Raw genomic sequence first — 18,708 nt, forward strand, 5'->3', positions numbered from 1 at the left:
GCCCCGCGACGGGGCGGGGCGGGGCGCGGTTCGGCCGAGGGTCAGGCCGTCGGGATGGTGTGGCCGTTCGCGGCCAGCCACCGGTCGAAGGTCTGCAGCTCCGGATTGAGCCGGCGGACCTCGTCGAGGTCGCGGACACCGGTGAAATAGTCCTCGAACTCGGTGTAGTACTGGAGCATGTTGCCCGCCTCGTCGGCACCCGGGAACCCGAGGTCACGGTAGGCGTCGTGGGTGAGCGGCCGGTAGACGACCCGCTCCCCGACGGCCCGGGACAGGCCGGCCGCGATCTGCTCGCCGGTCAGATGCTCGCCCGCGATGTGCACGGTGCGTCCCGCGTACCCGGATCCGGCCTTGAAGATCGCGTAAGCGGTCTTGCCGATGTCCTGGACCGCGATGCCGGCCAGCTTGGACTCGCCCATCGGCAGGCTCAGGGTGAGCACCCCGTCGGCGTCGCGGGTGGCGCCCCAGCCGTTGGCCAGGTTCTCCCAGTAGAAGGTGGTGCGCAGGAAGGTGGTCGGCACCCCGGCCGCACGGAACAGCTCGTCGGCCTCCGCCTTGGCGTCGAAGTGCGGGACCTTGTACCTGCCCTGGAGTGTGGGCATCCGGTCGTCGTGGACCGGGATGTGGTCGCGGGTGTCCTCCAGCGTCGACCAGATCACGTGCGCCAGGCCCGCCCGCTTCGCGGCGTTCGCCAGGTTGGCGGCCTCCTCGAGCTCCTTGTCGGCGGACATGTGCGCCCAGAAGTCGGTCACCAGGTAGGCGCCGTACGCCCCGGTGAACGCCCGGACCAGGCTCTCTTCGTCATAGTTGTCCGCTTGGACCACCTCGGCGCCGAGCTTCACCAGCTCCTGCGCGCGGGGTGAGGTGGTATCCCGGGTGAGCGCGCGGACCGCGTACCCGCCGTCGGGGTCGGCCAGGATCGCCTTGACCAGACCGCTGCCCTGCGCACCGGTGGCGCCGACGACCGCGATGACCTTCTGCTGACCCATTTTGATCACTTCTTTCGCTTTCCGCGAGGTCCTGTCGGCCTCTCGTGACCCGCTCAACCTCCCCAAGGAATCGATAATTCCCGATGCAATGAGATCGCCGTCACGTCCGATCCCCATCGCCCTCAGCGGTGGCTCCTGGTTGCCGAACGGTTTCGATGATGGGGCGTGACAACGAGCTGATCGCCACGCCGGGCCGGACCCACGGCCCGGCGGGCGTGGACTCGCTCAACCGGGAGATCGCCGCCCTCCGCGCCGAACGGGACGAGGCGGTGCATACCGCGACCCGGTTGCGGGCGGTGCTGGACAACGCGCACGACGCCTTCGTGTCGATGAACGCCGAAGGCGTGATCACGGCCTGGAACATCGCCGCCGAACGTCTGTTCGGCTGGACCGCCGCGGAGGCGATCGGCTGCCCGGCCGGGGAACTGATGATCCCGCCACGCCTGCGCGCCGCGCACGACGAGGGGCTGGCCCGGGTCCGCCGATCCGGGGTGTCGGACCTGGCCGGGCGCCGGCTCGAGCTGTACGCGGTCGACCGGGACGGCCGGGAGTTCCCGGTCGAGATGACCCTCCAGGCGCGGTTCGAGCGGGGCGAACCGGCCTTCCACGCCTTCCTGCACGACATCACCGACCGGGCCGCCGCCCGCACCGAGCTGCGGCGGGAGCGGGCCTTCCTCCAGGCGCTGCTGAACAGCCTGGACACCGGTGTGGCGGCGTGCGACGGCGAGGGGCGGCTGGCCCAGTTCAACCCGGCGATGCGGGAGATCCACGGCATCGGGCGGCAACCGGTCGGCGCGGATTCCCGGGTGGGGACCCACCATCTGCGCCGGGCCGACGGGCGTACCCCGATGGAGCCGGACGAGGCGCCCCTGGCCCGCGCCTACGCGGGTGAGACCGTGCAGCACGAGGAGGTGGTGGTGGTCGCGCCCGGCCGGCCGGCGCGCCGTTTCCTGGCGAATGCCCGGCCGATCGACACACCCGACGGCCGCCGCCTCGGCGCCGTGGTGGCGATGCACGAGATCACCGACGCGTACCGGGCCGATCTGCTGCGCCGCTGCCGGTACGCGGTGGCCCGGGCGCTGTCCGAGGCGGTCTCGGCCCGGGACTCCGCGATGGCCGCGGCCACCGCGATCGCCGTCGAACTGGACTGGGCCTGCGCCGAGTACTGGGAGGTGGACGACGATCGGCGCCGCATCGTCCGGGCCGGCTCGTGGGCGCGGCCCGGGTTCGACCTGACCGGGTTCACCGGCGACAGCCCGCTGGCGTTCAGCGCCGGACAGGGGGTGCCCGGCGCGGTGTGGGCCACCGGCGCCGACATCTGGAGCAACGACCTGCGGGGCGGCCTCGCCGATCCGGGCCGGCTGCCGTTCGGCCACCGGCTGGGGCTGCGCGCCGCGATCGGCATGCCGGTGCACAACGGCGCCCGGGTGGCCGGGGTGCTGACGTTCTTCACCGACACCGCGGTCACCCGCGACGACGACATCCTCACCATGCTGCGGGACATCGCGGCCCAGATCGGCCGGTTCGTGGAACGCCGCCGGGCCGAGGACCTGACCCTGGCGCTGGCCACCGCGCGACGCGACTTCAACCGGGTGATCGAGCAGGTCGACGACTGTTTCTGGACGGTCGAGGTGATGCCGGACGGCACGGTGCGGTCGGTCTACTCCAGCCCCGGGGCGACCGGCGTCTTCGGCGGCGTCCTGCCGACCGACTCGGACATGAGCCGCACGCTCGCCGAGCGGATGCACCCGGACGATCTGCCGACGTTCCTGGCCTTCCACGAGCGGATCGGTTCCGGCCGGCCGGCCGAGTTCGAGTGCCGGGTCATCGGGTACGACGGGCGGACCCGCTGGGTGTGGACCCGTGGCGTCACCCGGCACGAGGACGGCCGCCTCTACGTCGACGGGATCAGCACCAACGTCACCGAACGCCGGGAGCTGGCCGATCAGCGGGAGGCCCTGCTGGCCCGGGAGCGCGAGCAGGTGCGCCGTCTGCGGGAGCTGGACCGGATGAAGGACGAACTGGTCGCCGTGGTCAGCCACGAGATGCGCAACCCGATCGCGATCATCGCGGCCTACACCGACTCGCTGCGGGAGGAGCCCGAGTTCGCCGGGCGCCCCGAACTGGCCGCCATCGGACGGACCAGCGCCCACCTGCTGCACCTGGTCGAGGACCTGCTGGACCTGGCCCGGTTCGAGAGCGGGCCGGACGCGCTGGACTCACGGCCGCTGCGCCTGGACCGGCTGCTGCGCCAGACCGTCGAGGAGCACCGGCTGACCGCCCGGGTGGACCTGATCACCGAGATCGACGTGCTGCCGATGGTCGCCGGGGACGCCGCCCGGCTGCGGCAGGTGCTGGACAACCTGCTCTCCAACGCGATCAAGTACACGCCGGTGGGCGGCACGGTCACGGTCACCGCCCGGGCGAACGCCGACACCGTGACGGTGGCGGTCACCGACACCGGCATCGGCATCCCGCCCGAGCAGTATCCGAAGCTGTTCACCCGCTTCTTCCGGGCGAGCACCGCGATCGATCACAAGATCAAGGGAACCGGGCTGGGCCTGGCGGTCACCAAGGCGATCGTCGCCGCCCACGCCGGCACGATCGTCGCCGAGCCGGGGCCCGGAGGCGGCACCCGGTTCACCGTGACACTGCCCCGTTGAGGGGACCCCGCCGGTGTCCCGGAAGAGATGGCCGGGCTGCGGCGTGGCCGTCCCTTCCGGAACACGGGTCAGCCGGGCGCGGCGTGACCGTGCCGCCAGTATCCGATGAAGTCGATCACGCTCTTCGGCACGCCCCGGTCCTCGACGAGATGCCGCCGCCCGCCGGTGACCAGCCCGGACTCGCCGACCAGGTACGCGTACACCGGCCCGGCCGGCAGCTCCGCCGCGCGCAGGGTCCGCAACGCCAGCCGTCCCGGCACGTCCGGGGCACCGTCGCGGGCCACCCAGTGCAGGGTGACCCCGGGCGGCACCCGGAAGTCCTGCCGGTCCTGGATCGACGGCAGCTCGACGACGGCCACGCCCTTGGCGTCCTCCGGCAGTGACGACAGCACGCCGGCGACCGCGGGCAGCCCGGTCTCGTCGGCGACCAGCAGCGTCCAGTCGTGGTCGTGCCGCGGGTGGTAGCCGACCCCCTGGTCGAGCAGCCCGGCCTGGTCGCCCGGGTCGGCGGAGAGGGCGAACGCGCTGGCCGGGCCGCTGTGCCCGTCGTCGTCGGCGTGCACCACGAAGTCGATGTCGAGCCCGTCCGGCCGGTACGCCCGGACCGTGTAGTTGCGCACGAACGGCCGCTTGGGCCGGGCGGTGGCGAGGTACTGCGCATACCACAGACCGGAGGTGCGGGTGGGTAGCTTGAGCGTGTCCTGCCCGGGGCGCGGCAGGAACAGCCGGAACCACTGGTCGAAGCCGAGCGGCGTGAACCGTTCGAGGCCGTCGCCGCCGAGCGTCACCCGGACCATGTTCGGCGAGATCCGCTCGGTCTTGGTCACCTCGAGCAGCAGGACGTGCGGGTCGACCGGTTTGCGGAGCTGGAACGTCGCCATAGTTAGGTGAACCTAACCTAAGAACCCCGGGTGGTCCAGACACCGGCGCGGGACGGCCGGAGGGATGCGCGTGAATGCCACGATGATCGGATGAGCGACGGCTGGCGGATACCCGCGGTCGGAAGCGTCTTCGTCATCGTGGCGCTCTCCCTCCTGATCGCGACCGGCGCGGACGGGGTCCGCGAGATCGACTTCAAGTACAACTCGGTCCACACCCGAGCCCGCGTCGACCATGTCGAACAGCATGCGGACGGGCCCGCCTGGATCGTCGCCTTCCACCACGAGGGCGAGCTGATCACCCCGTGGACCACCCGGCTCGCCGGCCATCCGAAGCGCAACGACTGGGTCCCCATCCAGGTGTACGAGCGGGACCCGTCGATGGTCGCCTCGCCCGGCATGGCCCTGCAGGACTGGGACGACCTGCCCGGGGACCTGACCGGCGCGGGAGGCTTCCTGCTGGCCGGGCTTCTGGCGTTCTGGTGGCACGACCGGCGGACCCGTCACCTGGAGAACCCGCCACCGCGGCAGCTGCGGCCCCGCGGCGACCGGGCGGCCCGGCGGCAGGCCCGGCGGCAGGTCCGGCGGCGACGGGGCCGGCGCTGACGATCATCACCCGGATCCGGGTGGTCCGCGCTCGCCCGGTCAGCAGCCGGGATCCGGGGCGTCGGCGGAGAGCGGCACGCCCTTCGGCGAGGCGTAGACGACGTCCAGCACCACCGGCTCGCTGCCGCGGTTCTCACCGAGATGGGCGCGTGGCTCCTCGGGCGCCTCCATGAGGCTCTCGCCGGTCCGGTACCGGCGTACCGTGGCACAGTCGGACATCCGGTGGGTGAGCGTGCCGGCGCGTACGTTGGCGAAGACCAGGCCGGGATGCCGGTGCCAGCCGGTGGTCCCGCCCGGCCGGATGGTGATCTCGCGCAGCACGTAGTCGGTGTCCTTCACGGTCCACTGCCAGACCACCTCGGCGGTCACCCCGTGCCCGGGCGTGGCGTGCGCCGGGCTCGCGGTCATCACCGCCCCGAACACCACGACTCCGGCCAGGCCCACCCTGATCAAACCGCGCATCTCCACCATCCCTGTCACGACAGCCACTGGTGGGAGAACGAGCAAGTTGATCATCGGTGGCGGGGGACGGTTTCCTTTCCTGCGGCTTAAACCTCCCCGCACATCGACGATTTTGTGAACGATCCGCGTGGGGCTCTCGTACCCGGTGGCGGCACCATCACCGAGGGGTTCGGGAGGACAACCGTGGCACGGACCGGAATCGATACGTCGATGCTGCACAAGGGCTCGCACAGCGCGTCGTACTTCGACGTGACACGGGCCGCCGGCGAGGGTGTGGAGATCGTCGACTTCTGCATCCCGTGCAACCCGTACTTCCCCACCCCGGAGATGTTCGACGAGCTCAGCCGGGATCTGAAGAGCATCCTCAAGTACTACCCGAGCGACTCGGCCGCCATCACCAAGAAACTGGCCGGCGTGCTCGGCCTGCACCCGCAGACGGTGGCCATGGCGAACGGCTCGACCGAGCTGATCACCTGGATCGACCATCTGCTGATCAAGGAGAGCGTGGCGATCCCGATCCCCACCTTCGGCCGGTGGACCGACCAGCCGATGGAGACCGGCAAGCGGGTCGACATGTTCCCGCTGCAGGAACGCGACGGCTTCCGCCTCGATCTGGAGGAGTACGTCGAGTTCATCCGCGAGCGCAAGTCCCGGGTCGCGGTGGTCTGCAACGTGAACAACCCGGACGGCCACTACATCCCGCGGCGCGACGTGATCCGCTTCATGGACGCGCTCAGCGACCTGGACCTGGTCGTCGTCGACGAGTCGTTCATCGATTTCTCCGACGCCGAGCGCTACCCCTCGGTCGGCCCGGACGCGGTGATCCGCCCCAACGCGGTGGTGCTCAAGAGCCTCGGCAAGAACTTCGGCCTGCACGGCATCCGCTTCGGCTACATGCTGGCCAACCCGGCGATCTCCGGAAAGATCGCGAGGATGCTGCCGAAGTGGAACCTCAACTCCCTCGCGGAGAAGGTCGTTCACATGATTCAAGAACACGAGATGGAGTACGAGGAGAGCCTGCGCCTGCTCAGCCGGGACCGCCGCTCGATGGGCCGTGAGCTCCAGCGTGTCCAGGGCATGACGGTGTTCCCCTCGCAGGGCAACTTCTTCCTGGTCAAGCTGCCGAACGAGTGGTCCGGCGTGGCGTTGCGCGACTACCTGGTCGCCAACCACGGCATCATGACCCGCGAGTGCGGCAACAAGCTCGGCATGACCAGCCAGTTCATGCGCCTCGTGGTGCGCCCGGCCGCCGACGTGGACCGCCTGGTGGACGGCATGATGGAGTACGCGCAGCGCTTCCACAGCCGGTCCGTCTACGACAGTGACCCGCTGGAGTCCACCGGCCGCCGCTGGGCCGAGCCGGCGTACGAGGACCAGCCGGACAACCTGATCCCCTACCCCGGCCACCGCAACGGCGGTGAGTACACCGCCCGCCGGGCCGCCGTGGGCTGAGGCTCAGAAAACCCGTTCTCCGGCCGATAGGTCTCCCCGAGGATCATGCTCGGGGAAGAAGCCTCGCGGAAGAACGAGTGATGACCTACCGACGATCACTGGCCCGCACCGGTCTCTTCGCCGCCGCGTACCTGGCCGCGACGGTCACGGGCCGCCTCACCGTGCTGCCCGGCAGCGACATGAGCATGGTGTGGCCGGCCGCCGGTGTCGGCGTGGTCTGGTTCTGCGCCCAGCGGAAGGCCCCTCTCCGCTGGCTGGACGTCGCCGCGCTCGCCGTGATCACCATGGTGGTGAACATGGCGACCGGCGCGACGGCCGCGGTGGCGGCGCTGTTCGTCGTCACCAACCTGGTACAGATCGGAACCTTTCTGGCCCTGATCGACCGGTGGTGGCCCACGCTGTGGACCGCCGGGCCGCGGCCGATGCGCGGTCCCCGGGACCTGTGGGCGCTGCTCGGCGCCGCGTTCGGGGCGACCGTGGCCGGCGCCGTGATCGGCCCCACCTCCATCTGGCTGCTCACCGGCCGGCACTCGTGGCCGGCCACCGTCGTCTGGCTGGCCCGCAACACCGCGAGCATCCTGCTGATCGGCTCGGCCGGCCTGTACGCCGCCCACCTGCTCGCCCGCTACCGGGCCCGGCACGGCACACTGCGGTCCTGGTGGCGTGGCTGCCGGGCCACACTGGCCGCCACACCCCGGCGGCGGGCCGCCGAGTACTCCGCCCTCACGGTCTGCTCCCTGGCCGCCTACCTGACCGGGTTCTCCTACACCGGGAGCCTGCCGATCGCGTTCACGCTCATCGCGGTCACGGTCTGGGCCGCCACCCGGCTCGCCACACCGTTCGTGGTGGCGCACGATCTGCTGGTCGGACTGATCGCGATCGGGTTCACGCTGTACGGCAGCGGCCCGTTCGCGACCATCGCGGATTTCACCACCCGGGCCTTCGTGGCCCAGCTGTTCGTCGTGATCGTGGCGGTCGTCGGGATGGCGCTGGCCACGGGCCGCGACGAGCGGACCGCGCTGATCGCCGAACTGGCCGCCGAGAAGGACCTGCTGCGGGCGATCTTCGACTCCACCGCCGACGGGCTCGCCGTGATCGACGCGGACAATCGGGTGGTGCTGCGCAACCCGGCCGCGGTCCGGCTGCTCGGCGGCTTCACCAAGCCGGGCGACAAGGTGGCCGGCAGCGCCCACTACGGTGTCTTCGACCTGGACGGCAGCCCGGTTCCCGACGACCGGATGGTGCACGCCCGGGCGCTGGCCGGTGAGGACGTGCCCCCCACCGACCTGCTGATCCGCAACCCCGCCGTCCCGGAGGGCCGGATCATCACGGCACGGGCCGCCACCCTCGTCGGCCAGGACGGCCGGCGCAGCGCCGTGGTCCTCATCCACGACGTCACGGCCGAACGCCGGCAGCGGGACGAGCTGGCCAGTTTCGCCGGGGTGGTGGCGCACGACCTGCTCAACCCGGTGACCGCGGTGCAGGGCTTCGCCGAGATCGCCGCCGAGTCGGTGGCCCGGATGCCGGGGCACCCGGCGGCGGCGGAGGCCGAGGACGCGCTGCTGCGGGTGTCGCGGGCCGCCGACCGGATGCGGTCGCTGATCGACGGCCTGCTGGCGAACACCACGGCCCGCGACGCCACGGTGGCGGCGGTCCCGGTCGACCTGGGCGCCATCGTGTCCGAGGTGACCGTGGCCCGGCTGGACGCGGCGATCGGGGCCGGCCAGCCGGCGCCCCGGTTCACCGTCGGCGACCTGCCCCCGGTGCAGGCCGATCCGGTGCTGCTGCGGCAGCTGCTGGACAATCTGATCGGCAACGCCGTCAAGTACACGGCGAAGGACGTGATCCCGGCACTGACGGTGACGGCGACGGTCTGCGACGGGCTGGTCCGGGTCTGTGTGGCGGACAACGGCATCGGCATCCCGGCCGGGCAGCACGACGAGATCTTCGGCGACTTCCACCGGGCGCACCGGACGGCCGGCTACGCCGGAACCGGTCTGGGCCTGGGCATCTGCAAACGGATCGTGGAGCGGCACGGCGGCACCATCACGGCGTCCGACAATCCGGGCGGCGGGTCGCGGTTCGTCTTCACCGTCCCGGCCGCGCAGACCGCCCAGGACCGGGAACCGGCCCCCGATTCCGCTCAGCTCCGCTGACCGGCCGCCGAAGGACAGTCGTGGGGCACGAACTCCAGGACTCCGACGAGCGGGCCAGACTGGCCGCTCTGCGCTCGTACGGTGTGCTGGACCGGCCCCGCCCGGCCGTGCTCGACGACCTCACCCGGCTGGCCGCGTCGATGTTCGACACTCCCATGGCGGCGGTCTCGCTGGTCGACCGGGACCGGCAGTGGTTCGCCGGCAGCACCGGCCTCGCCGACCAGCAGACCCCGCTGGACGTGTCGTTCTGCAAGCACGTGGTCCCGGCCCGCGCCCCGCTGATCGTGCCGGACGCCACCCTCGACCCGCGCTTCGCGAACCTGCCGAACGTGACCGGCACGCCTAACATCCGCTTCTACGCGGGTGCGCCGATCATCGACGAGGACGGTCACACGCTCGGCGCCATGTGTGTCGTCGACGACCGGCCGCACCGGTTCCACGACCGGCAGATCCGGAACCTGACGACGTTCGCCGGGCAGGCGGCCGTGCACCTGTCGTCGATGCGCGACCGGATGCGGATGGCGGACCTCGGCGACGAACTGGCCCGGGCCGCGCGGCGCGAGGAGGACCTGGTCGCGACGATCAGCCACGAGCTGCGTACGCCGGTCGCGTCCATCCAGGGCTATCTGGAGATCCTCGGCGACCAGGAGGAGCTGTCGGCGTACCGGCGGCTGATCGAGCCGATCCACCGCAACGGCGAACGCCTCGTCCACATGGTCGACCACCTGCTGGCCGGCACCCGGCCGGCGGAGGCGCCGCTGCCGCCGCCGGCCGGCACGGTCGGGCTGGACACCGTGGTACGGGCCGCGCTGAACACCTGCCGGCCGCTGATCGGGCTGCGTTCCAGGCCGCCGCGGGTGCGCTCCGACGAGGCCGTGCTGGTCCGGGCCGACCTGACCCGGCTGGCCGGCGCCATCGGGCAGGTGCTGCGCAACGCGCTGCTGTTCACCCCGCCCGACCGGCCGATCGAGATCCGGGCCGGCGCGGCGCCACAGCCCTACGTGGAGATCGCGGACTCCGGCACCGGCATCCCGGACGCCGAGCTGCCCTACGTCTTCGACCGCTTCTACCGCGGCCGGCACGCCCGGGAGCAGGCCGTTCCCGGTGTCGGTCTGGGCCTGACGATCGCCCGCAACGTCGTCGAGTCGCATCAGGGGACGCTGACCTTGACCGGCACGCCGTCCGGCACGGTCGCCTGCATCACGCTGCCCGCCGTCACCTGAGGCCGCCGGTGCGCGGCTACGGTGAGGGAATGCAGCAGCCCGGCGTCCTGAGCGAGCCCGCGAGCGGACCATCGGGCCCGGCGCCGGCCCGGCCGCGGCGCCGGGGCGCGGCAGGGGCGTCGTGATGACCATCGACGAGGTGGTCTCGGTGATCATCGAGCGGCTGACCGAGCAGAACCGGGTCGTCCCGGAGTACATCGTCCGCGACGCCGTGGAGGCCGCCCTGCGGCGCCGGTTCCCCGATCCGGCCACGCCGATCCCGCTGGTGGTGGCCGAGGAGCTGATCGCCGGGTTCTGCACCGGGATCGGGACGGTCGAGGACGACTCGGCGACCATGCCGGCGGTGCTCAGCGGGGACGAGACCGGCCGCCTCGTGACGGCGCTCGGGCTGGCCGTGCACGTGGCGGCGTTCAACCTCGACCGGGACCGGCTGCACGTCGCGCAGATCCTCAACGGGGCGGCCGCCGCCCTGGTCGCGGTCGGGTCGGCGGCCCGGGCCGCGCACGCCGACGGCACCTCGGCCGTGTTGCTGTCCCCCGCCACGCTGCGCACCGTGCGTACCACGATGGTCGGTGTTCTCCAGGGCACCCAGGATCGTGGCTGGCAGGCACGGCACCTCGATCAGGAGGCGACCACGGCGCTGTTCACCGGGGTGCTGACGATGCTCGGCGCGGTGCCGTGACGCGTTTTCGGCGAGCCGGGGCCGGGGTCGCCCGCCCCTGCCCGGCGGTCGGCGCCCGACCCCCGGAAACAAGATATATACATTTCGATATCTAGGTGTGAACGAATCGCGCCCGTACGCTCACCAGGAGAAGTCGAGCGATGGGCATCGATCCCTCGGATGCTCGCCGCCGGCGCGCGAGAGAGGAAGATCATGGCGATTCGACGCAATGGCGGCCGCATCCTGGCCGCCGGTCTGTTCGCGCTGGCCACGGCAGTCGTAGCGACGGGGACCCCGGCCGCGGCGGCTCCGGCGACCGGGACCATCCGGCTGGCCGGCACCGCGGACGCGATCCCCGGCAGCTACATCGTGGTGCTCAAGTCCGGCGCCACGGAGGCCGGGCTCACCAAGTCGTACGGCGGCGCCGTGAAGCGCAGCTTCGGCAAGGCCCTCAACGGTTACGAGGCCACCCTCACCGAGACGCAGGCCAAGCGGCTGGCCGCGAACTCCAAGGTGGCCTACGTCGAGCAGAACCAGGTGGTCTCCCTGGCCGCCACCCAGAACAACGCACCGTGGGGCCTGGACCGGATCGACCAGCGGGCCCGGCCGCTGAGCACCACGTACACCTACCCGGTCACCGCCTCCAACGTGACGGCCTACATCATCGACACCGGCATCCTCTACAGCCACAGCCAGTTCGGCGGGCGGGCCACGGCCGGCTACGACGCCGTCGGCAGCGGCGCGGTCGACTGCAACGGCCACGGCACCCACGTCGCCGGCACGGTCGGCGGGTCCACGTACGGTGTGGCCAAGGCGGTCAGGCTGGTCGGCGTACGCGTGCTGAGCTGCTCCGGCTCCGGCACCACCGCCGGGGTCATCGCCGGCGTCAACTGGGTCACCTCGAACGCGGTCAAGCCGGCGGTCGCCAACATGAGCCTCGGCGGCGGCGCCAGCACGTCCCTCGACACCGCGGTGCGCAACTCGATCGCCGCCGGCATCACCTACGCCGTCGCGGCCGGCAACTCCAACGCGAACGCCTGCAACGCCTCGCCCGCACGGGTGCCCACCGCCATCACGGTCGGCGCCACCACCAGCACCGACGCCCGGGCCAGCTACTCCAACTACGGCAGCTGCCTGGACATCTTCGCGCCCGGCTCGTCGATCACCTCGGCCTGGTACACCAGCAGCTCGGCCACCAACACGATCAGCGGCACGTCGATGGCCTCGCCGCACGTGGCCGGCGCGGCCGCCCTCGTGCTGTCCCGCAACCCGTCCTACACCCCCGCCCAGGTGTCCTCGTCGCTGACCGCGAGCGCCACCACCGGCGTGGTCACCAGCCCCGGCACCAGCTCCCCGAACCGTCTGCTCTTCGTGACGCAGTGACGCCGGCGAACGGTGGGGGCTCTCGTCCCCCACCGTTCGCTCCTACCAGGACCACTGAGCTCGGCCCGGCGGGCGCGGCAGGGGCTGGAGTGGCAGGTGATCGCGGGGCGCCGGCGGGACGGCCGTTGTCACCGGGTGGCGGGGAACGCCGTACCGGAGAAGGTCTGTGACGGGAGCAGGAGAGTCTCCAAGGCCGCGGCAGGCATGGGTTTGGCGAAGTGGTAGCCCTGGGCGCTGCGGCAGCCGAGGGAGACGAGTTCGGTGGCCTGTTCGGCGGATTCGACGCCTTCGGCGATGGTGACCAGGTTCATCATGCGGCCGAGGCGCAGGACGGTGTCGGCGACCACGGCGCCGTGGGCGGTGCCGTTGAGGACCGCCACGAAGGACTGGTCGATCTTGAGGATGTCGATGGGCAGCTGGGTGAGATAGCGCAGCGTGGAGTAGCCGGTGCCGAAGTCGTCGAGGGCGATGCGTACGCCGTGGGCGTGCAGCCGGTGGAGTTCGGTGACGACGTCGGCGTTCTCCACCTGGACACTCTCGGTGACCTCGATGATCAGGTCGGCGGCGGGCAGGCCGGTCCGGTCGAGGATGGCGACGACCCGGTCGGCGAAGCCGGGCTGGAGCTGGCGTGGCGAGGCGTTGACGGCGAGGTGCAGGCGCCGGCCGGCGGTGCTCCAGCGGGCCACCTGGGCGCACGCCTCGGCCAGCACCCAGGCGCCGATCTCCGCGATGGCGCCGGTTCGTTCGGCCGCCGGGATGAAGTCGCCGGGCGGGATCAGGCCGCGGGCCGGATGTTCCCAGCGGACCAGGGCTTCCATGCCGTTGATCTCGCCGGTCGGCAGGTCGACGACGGGCTGGTAGTGCACGCGCAGCTCGCCGCGCTCGGCGGCGCCCCACAGATCGGCGGCGAGGGCCTCGTCCTCTCCGGCGCGGCCTTGACGGGTGCGGCGCTTGTCCTCGTACATGGCTTCGTCGGCCTGGCGGAGCAGGGTGTCGACGTCGGTCTCGCCGGGGGACGCGATGGCGATGCCGACGGCGGCCCGGATCTTCACCACCACGTCGCCGATCATGACGGGCAGTTCCATCTCCTGGCGCAGCCGGCGGACCACCGCTTCGGCGTTGGCGCGGGTTCCGATGTCGTGCAGGACCACGGCGAACTCGTCGCCGCCGAGCCGGCCGACCACGTCGTAGCCGAGTACGGAGCGGCGCAACATGCCGCCGAACTCGATCAGCATGCGGTCGCCGGCGGCGTGCCCGAGGGTGTCGTTGATCTCCTTGAAGCCGTTGAGGTCGGCCAGCAGCACGCCGGCCGGGCGGCCGCCGCGTGCGGAGCGGGCCAGGGCACGGCCGAGGGAGTCGTGCAGCCGGAGCCGGTTGGCCAGGCCGGTGAGCCCGTCGGTGACGGCCATCTCGTGGTTCTCGCGGAGCGCGACGACCTGCCGGGCGACGACGAAGCCGGTGAGCGCGACGACGCCGAGGACCAGGCCGGTGAGCGAGGCGTCGGCCCGGTGGACGGTGACGCCGGCGAGCAGGCCGAGGGAGAGGAGGACGCTGAGGTACGGCATCCGGTTGACGGCCGGTTCCGGGTAGAGTCCGGCGGCGGTGCGGCTGGCGGCACGGTTCTGTTCCCAGGCGGCGGCCGCGATGAGGAAGTGGCCGATCGCCCAGCAGCCGAACTGCCACGAGGTGAGCGGTTTGAAGTCCTGGTGCGAGCGCAGGTAGCCGAGCCAGACGTTGCCGACGATCTCGAACAGCATGGCGGCGGCGAGCAGGCTGAGGGGACGGCGTACGGCCGCGTCGGCGCCTTGCACGAGGACGAGGCTGACCCCGAAGAGCAGGACCAGGTCGCCGATCGGGAAGGCGATCGCGCCGGCCACCACGGCCGGGGACAGGCCGTGGCCGCTCAGGGTCGGGGCGATGATGAAGTACCACATGACCATGCCACCGCCGGCCACCACGGTGCCCACGTCGAGCAGGGCTTTGGCGCGGGCCAGTCCGCCGGCGGCGGCACGCCGGGGCAGGGCGAGCAGCCCGGTCAGCATGATCGGCACGAAGAGCAGCCGCAACACGTCGCCGGGGGCCGGGAAGATCTGGATTCCGGCGAACACGGCGTACGCGATGGAGCAGCCGGACAGGGTGACGCTCGACGCGGCGATCCACCGCCAGGCCCGCCGGGTACGGGGGTGCAGTCCGGGACGCCGGCTGGCCAGCACGGCGAAGACGGCGCCCACCAGGTCGAAGACGATCATCGACAGGCTGGTGAACGCCTCCAGCGGCACCCCGCCGGCGAGCAGGTTCCCGAGCACGGCGAGCAGGAGGGCGCCCGTCAGGCCGTAGAACACGGCCGTCTTCCGGTCTGTGGTCATCGGTGCCTTTCGCCTGCGGTGGTGGGACGGGACTCTCCATCGGCGGGCACGGTGGGGACCTGACCTCTCCGGTGATTCACGCCGCAACCGGCCGGCAACCGACGTTTGGCTGGCGGGGGCGATGGCCGGGCCGATAGCTCGGGTCGACTCCGGCGGCACGGCCCGCCGGGCCCAGCGAGGAGAACCGGAGAGATCATGACGGCTCTGATGGATGTGGACACCGTTCCGACGCGTACCGGCACCGGGCCCATCGTGCTGGTGGTGGACGACGACGAGAACGTCCGGGACCTGGTGGCGTTCAAACTCCAGATGGCCGGCTACCGGACGGCGACCGCGGCGGACGGCTGCACCGCGCTGACGATGGTCGCCGAGATCCGTCCCGACCTGGTGGTGCTGGACGTCGTGATGCCCGGCCTGGACGGGGTGAGCGTCTGTTACCGGATGCACGCGGACCCGGCCACCGCCGAGATCCCGGTGATCATGCTGAGCGGGATGGCCTCGGAGACCGACATCGAGCTGGCGTTCGTCACCGGCGCCGAGGAGTACCTGGCCAAGCCGGTGAATCCGGCCGAGCTGGTACGCCGGGTGCGCTGGCTGCTGCCGCCCCGCCCGTGAGATCGTGCTCAGCCGGGTGGCCGTGCCGGTCGATAGTCCGGGTGTGAGAAGGAAGCGGTCACTCATCAGCGCGCTCGTGGCACTGGTGTGTTGCGCCGTGACCCTGGGCGTGAGCGTCGAACTGGAGCGGCGTGAGTCGCAGGCCGGCGCGGTCCAGATGGATCGCCGCACGGCGGCCGCGGCCGAGGCGGTCCGCGCGGAGACCCGCCGCTACGTGGACATGCTGCGCGCCACGGCGGCCTCCGCGGGGGCGCAGCAGGTCCTCACCCGGACCGAGTACTCGGCAATGACCGCGCCGCTGGGTTCGATGCAGCTGGCCGGGGCCAGCTCGATCGCGTTCATCGTGCCGTCCGACGACACCGGCGTCCACTCGGTGCAGCGGCTGTGGCGGGAGCGGGCGGCGCCGGATCTCACGCTGGCCCCGTACGGGCGGGGCGACCACGCCTTCTCGATCTACGTGAGGTCGCTCGGTGACCGGACGGCGCCCGCCGGCCTGGACATGATGGGGGCGCAGGCGCCGGCCGCCGCGCTGGCCGAGTCCCGGCGCACCGGCGGGGTGGCGGTGTCGGACACCTATCAGCTGCTCGCCGACCGGGATCTGCCGGCCGATCAACGGCAGCTCTCGTTCGTGCTGACCGCCCCGGTCCATCAGCAGGAACCGCGGCGCTTCCTCGGCTGGATCATGCTCGGCGTGCGCGGTCAGGACTTCATGGGCGCCACTCTGGCCAACGCCGGGCAGGGCCTGCTGGACCTGGAGCTGGTGGCCGCCGACGAGCAACGCCGGGGCGTCGTCGTCGCCGCGCTGCGCTCCGGCCAGCCGGGTGAGCGCGACCTGCACCGTACGGTGGCCGTGCCGGTGGCCGGCGGGACGTGGGTGCTGCGGCTCTCGGCGGTCCGCGACCGTCTGCCGGGCGCGCACAGTGTGCTGCCGTTCGCCGTGGCCGGGGGTGGGCTGAGTTTGACGGTGCTGCTCACGGCCCTGGTCTGGGTGCTGGCGACGGCCCGGGAACGCGCCGAGGCCAGGGTCCGTACGGCCATCGCCGAACTACGCGCCCGCGAAGGGGAGAGCCACCGTCAGGCCGGCCTGCTGTCGGCGGTGCTGAACGGGATCAGCGACGGTGTCGGCGTGGTCGGCCCGGACGGCCGGTTCCTGATGTACAACCCGGCGGCGGAGCGGATCCTGGGGACCCGGCGGGGCCGGTCGGAGCTGTTCCTGGCGGACGGGGTCACCCCGTACCCGGACGGCCGGCTGCCGTTGAACCGGGCTCTGAACGGGGAGGACACCGACGAGGAGGAGATGGTGGTCCGCGGCCCGGAGCACCCGGAGGGCCGGATCATCAGCGTGTCGGCCCGGCCGATCGAGACGTCCGGCGGGGAGCGCGGCGCGGTGGCCGTCTTCCACGACATCACCGACCGCAAGCATGTGGAGAACGAGTTGCGCGGGTTCGCCGGCGTGGTGGCCCACGATCTGAAGGCGCCGCTCACCTCGGTACGCGGATACGCCGAACTGATCACCGAGGCCCTCGGCGACCCGGCTCCCGGCGCGAACACGCTGGAACTGGTGCGCCGCGGCGCCGCCAAGGTGATCGACGGGGCGATCCGGATGCAGACGCTGATCACCGAGCTGCTGGACTACACGGCGGCCCGGGACGCGACGCTGCGTGTGGACCGGGTGGATCTGCGGGCGCTGGTGGACGACGTGGTGGCGGCGCGTGCCGACGCGCCGGAGGGGCCGGGGTCCCGGCCGGACGTCTTCGTCGCCGCGCTGCCGGACGTGCGGGCCGACCGGGTGCTGCTGCGCCAGGTGGTCGACAATCTGGTGGGCAACGCCATCAAGTACACGCCGCCGGGCCAGGCGCCGCGGATCGACGTCACCGCCCGCGACGCCGGGAACGGCATGGTCCGGGTACAGGTGGCGGACCGGGGCATCGGCATCCCGGACGGGGAGCACGCGGCCGTCTTCGACAGCTTCCACCGGGCGAGCAACGGCACCGCGATGCCCGGCACCGGACTGGGCCTGGCCATCTGCCGCCGGATCGTGGAGCGGCACGGCGGGCAGATCGAGGCGATGCCGAACCCGGGCGGCGGAACCGTCTTCACCTTCACGATCGCCGGAATCCGGTCGGGCGACCGCCTGCCCGCGAACGTGCCGTAGCCTCGTCCACCCTGTCGATCGTGGGCGCGGTCCAGGGTTGACCGGCCCGGTCCGGGGTACGCGACGGCCATGTCCACGGTCATGGTCTTCGCACCGGTTCCCCAGCTCACCGTCACCGTCGAGCAGACTTCCGGCGAGGAGCCGGAACTGCACGTGCACCCCGGCGGGCAGGGCGTCTGGCAGGCCCGGATGTGCGCCGGGCTGGGCGCCGACGTCACCCTCTGCGCGGCGGTGGGCGGGGAGATCGGCGAGGTGGTCGCGGCGCTCATGTGCCACGAGAACATCGAGGTACGGACGGTACGCCGCAGCGGCGGGAGCGGCTGGTACGTGCACGACCGCCGGGACGGCTCCCGGGACACGGTGGCCGACTTCGCCGGCGCCCCGCTCGGCCGCCACGACCTGGACGAGCTGTACGGCACCGCCCTGGCCGCCGGGCTGCACGCCGACGTCAGCGTGCTCAGCGGCCCGGCCGCCCCGCAGGTGGTGCCGCCGGAGGTGTACCGGCGGCTCGCCGCCGACCTGGGCGCCCACGGCGGCACCGTGGTCGCCGACCTGTCCGGCGACCATCTGACCGCGGTGCTGGAGGGCGGCGTCGACTTCCTCAAGGTGAGCCACGAGGAACTGCTCGACGACGGGCGGGCCGGTGACGACAGCGACGAGGCGATGCTGGCGGCCGCCCGCGAGCTGCGGAGACAGGGCGCCGGGTCGGTGCTGATCAGCCGCGCCGACCGGCCCGGTGTCGCCCTGCTGGAGGACGATCCGCTGCTCGTCGACCTGCCGTCGCTGCAGGTGGTGGACCACCGCGGGGCCGGTGACTCGATGACCGCCGGGGTGGCCACGGTGATGGCCCGCGGCGGGGACATGCACGAGGCGGTACGCACCGGGGCGGCGGCCGGGGCGCTCAACGTCACCCGGCACGGTCTCGGCACCGGCCGCCGGGAGGCGATCGTCGAACTCGCCCGGCGGGTCGGCCTCACGCCCGCCACCACCTGACCCCCGCCCGGCGGCCTCACACCGGCACCCATCCGACCCCGGCCCGCCCGGCGGGCCGGCCTCACGCCCCCGCTCACCTGACGTTCACGGACTGTTCGGGCGGCGA

At 72.2% G+C, this 18,708-nt stretch carries 14 protein-coding genes; 10 read left to right on the forward strand and 4 right to left on the reverse strand.

What is annotated here, in order from left to right; genetic code table 11:
• Positions 1-41: 41 nt before the first annotated feature.
• Positions 42-989 (reverse strand): NmrA/HSCARG family protein, encoded by a 948-nt coding sequence (locus AB0I88_RS16870; protein ID WP_361024422.1) that lies wholly within the window; start codon positions 987-989, stop codon positions 42-44.
• A gap of 158 nt (positions 990-1,147) precedes the next feature.
• Here AB0I88_RS16870 and AB0I88_RS16875 point away from each other — a divergent pair, with 158 nt between their 5' ends.
• The gene (locus AB0I88_RS16875; protein ID WP_361024425.1) at positions 1,148-3,652 is read left to right on the forward strand and encodes a PAS domain S-box protein; all 2,505 of its coding nucleotides are present in this window, start codon (positions 1,148-1,150) and stop codon (positions 3,650-3,652) included.
• Positions 3,653-3,720: 68 nt separating this feature from the next.
• Here AB0I88_RS16875 and AB0I88_RS16880 read toward each other — a convergent pair whose 3' ends face one another.
• Positions 3,721-4,533 carry a siderophore-interacting protein gene (locus AB0I88_RS16880; RefSeq protein WP_361024430.1) on the reverse strand — a complete coding sequence of 271 codons (813 nt, stop codon included), beginning with the start codon at positions 4,531-4,533 and terminating at the stop codon, positions 3,721-3,723.
• A 90-nt stretch (positions 4,534-4,623) separates the two neighbouring features.
• Between AB0I88_RS16880 and AB0I88_RS16885 the strand changes: the two genes are divergently transcribed.
• The gene (locus AB0I88_RS16885) at positions 4,624-5,136 is read left to right on the forward strand and encodes a hypothetical protein (protein WP_361024433.1); all 513 of its coding nucleotides are present in this window, start codon (positions 4,624-4,626) and stop codon (positions 5,134-5,136) included.
• Positions 5,137-5,175: 39 nt separating this feature from the next.
• Here AB0I88_RS16885 and AB0I88_RS16890 read toward each other — a convergent pair whose 3' ends face one another.
• Entirely contained in the window at positions 5,176-5,598 is a 423-nt protein-coding gene (locus tag AB0I88_RS16890) for a cupin domain-containing protein (protein WP_361024436.1), read from the reverse strand.
• Positions 5,599-5,781: 183 nt separating this feature from the next.
• On the opposite strand from AB0I88_RS16890, the gene AB0I88_RS16895 reads away from it, so the two are divergent.
• The 5 genes from AB0I88_RS16895 to AB0I88_RS16915 all read left to right on the forward strand — a co-directional run bounded on the left by AB0I88_RS16895 (position 5,782) and on the right by AB0I88_RS16915 (position 12,473).
• Positions 5,782-7,050: a histidinol-phosphate transaminase gene (locus tag AB0I88_RS16895; protein ID WP_361024439.1), complete on the forward strand. Its 1,269-nt coding sequence runs from the start codon at positions 5,782-5,784 to the stop codon at positions 7,048-7,050.
• An 80-nt stretch (positions 7,051-7,130) separates the two neighbouring features.
• Positions 7,131-9,206, forward strand: a complete 2,076-nt coding sequence (locus AB0I88_RS16900) for an ATP-binding protein (protein WP_361024442.1) — start codon at positions 7,131-7,133, stop codon at positions 9,204-9,206.
• 20 nt (positions 9,207-9,226) lie between these two features.
• The gene (locus AB0I88_RS16905; RefSeq protein WP_361024445.1) at positions 9,227-10,429 is read left to right on the forward strand and encodes a GAF domain-containing sensor histidine kinase; all 1,203 of its coding nucleotides are present in this window, start codon (positions 9,227-9,229) and stop codon (positions 10,427-10,429) included.
• A 124-nt stretch (positions 10,430-10,553) separates the two neighbouring features.
• Entirely contained in the window at positions 10,554-11,111 is a 558-nt protein-coding gene (locus AB0I88_RS16910) for a hypothetical protein (RefSeq protein ID WP_361024448.1), read from the forward strand.
• Between the two features lie 192 nt (positions 11,112-11,303).
• Complete coding sequence (locus tag AB0I88_RS16915; RefSeq protein WP_361024451.1) at positions 11,304-12,473, forward strand: S8 family peptidase; 1,170 nt, start codon at positions 11,304-11,306, stop codon at positions 12,471-12,473.
• Between the two features lie 128 nt (positions 12,474-12,601).
• Here AB0I88_RS16915 and AB0I88_RS16920 read toward each other — a convergent pair whose 3' ends face one another.
• Positions 12,602-14,839, reverse strand: a complete 2,238-nt coding sequence (locus tag AB0I88_RS16920) for a bifunctional diguanylate cyclase/phosphodiesterase (RefSeq protein ID WP_361024454.1) — start codon at positions 14,837-14,839, stop codon at positions 12,602-12,604.
• Positions 14,840-15,034: 195 nt separating this feature from the next.
• Between AB0I88_RS16920 and AB0I88_RS16925 the strand changes: the two genes are divergently transcribed.
• The 3 genes from AB0I88_RS16925 (at position 15,035) to AB0I88_RS16935 (ending at position 18,602) form a co-directional block, all read left to right on the forward strand.
• Positions 15,035-15,454 (forward strand): response regulator, encoded by a 420-nt coding sequence (locus tag AB0I88_RS16925; protein WP_361024458.1) that lies wholly within the window; start codon positions 15,035-15,037, stop codon positions 15,452-15,454.
• A 43-nt stretch (positions 15,455-15,497) separates the two neighbouring features.
• Positions 15,498-17,609 carry an ATP-binding protein gene (locus AB0I88_RS16930; RefSeq protein ID WP_361024461.1) on the forward strand — a complete coding sequence of 704 codons (2,112 nt, stop codon included), beginning with the start codon at positions 15,498-15,500 and terminating at the stop codon, positions 17,607-17,609.
• Between the two features lie 69 nt (positions 17,610-17,678).
• Positions 17,679-18,602: a PfkB family carbohydrate kinase gene (locus tag AB0I88_RS16935; RefSeq protein ID WP_361024464.1), complete on the forward strand. Its 924-nt coding sequence runs from the start codon at positions 17,679-17,681 to the stop codon at positions 18,600-18,602.
• Positions 18,603-18,708: the final 106 nt, after the last annotated feature.

The organism is Actinoplanes sp. NPDC049802 (genome assembly GCF_040656595.1).
Classification (GTDB): Bacteria; Actinomycetota; Actinomycetes; order Mycobacteriales; family Micromonosporaceae; genus Actinoplanes.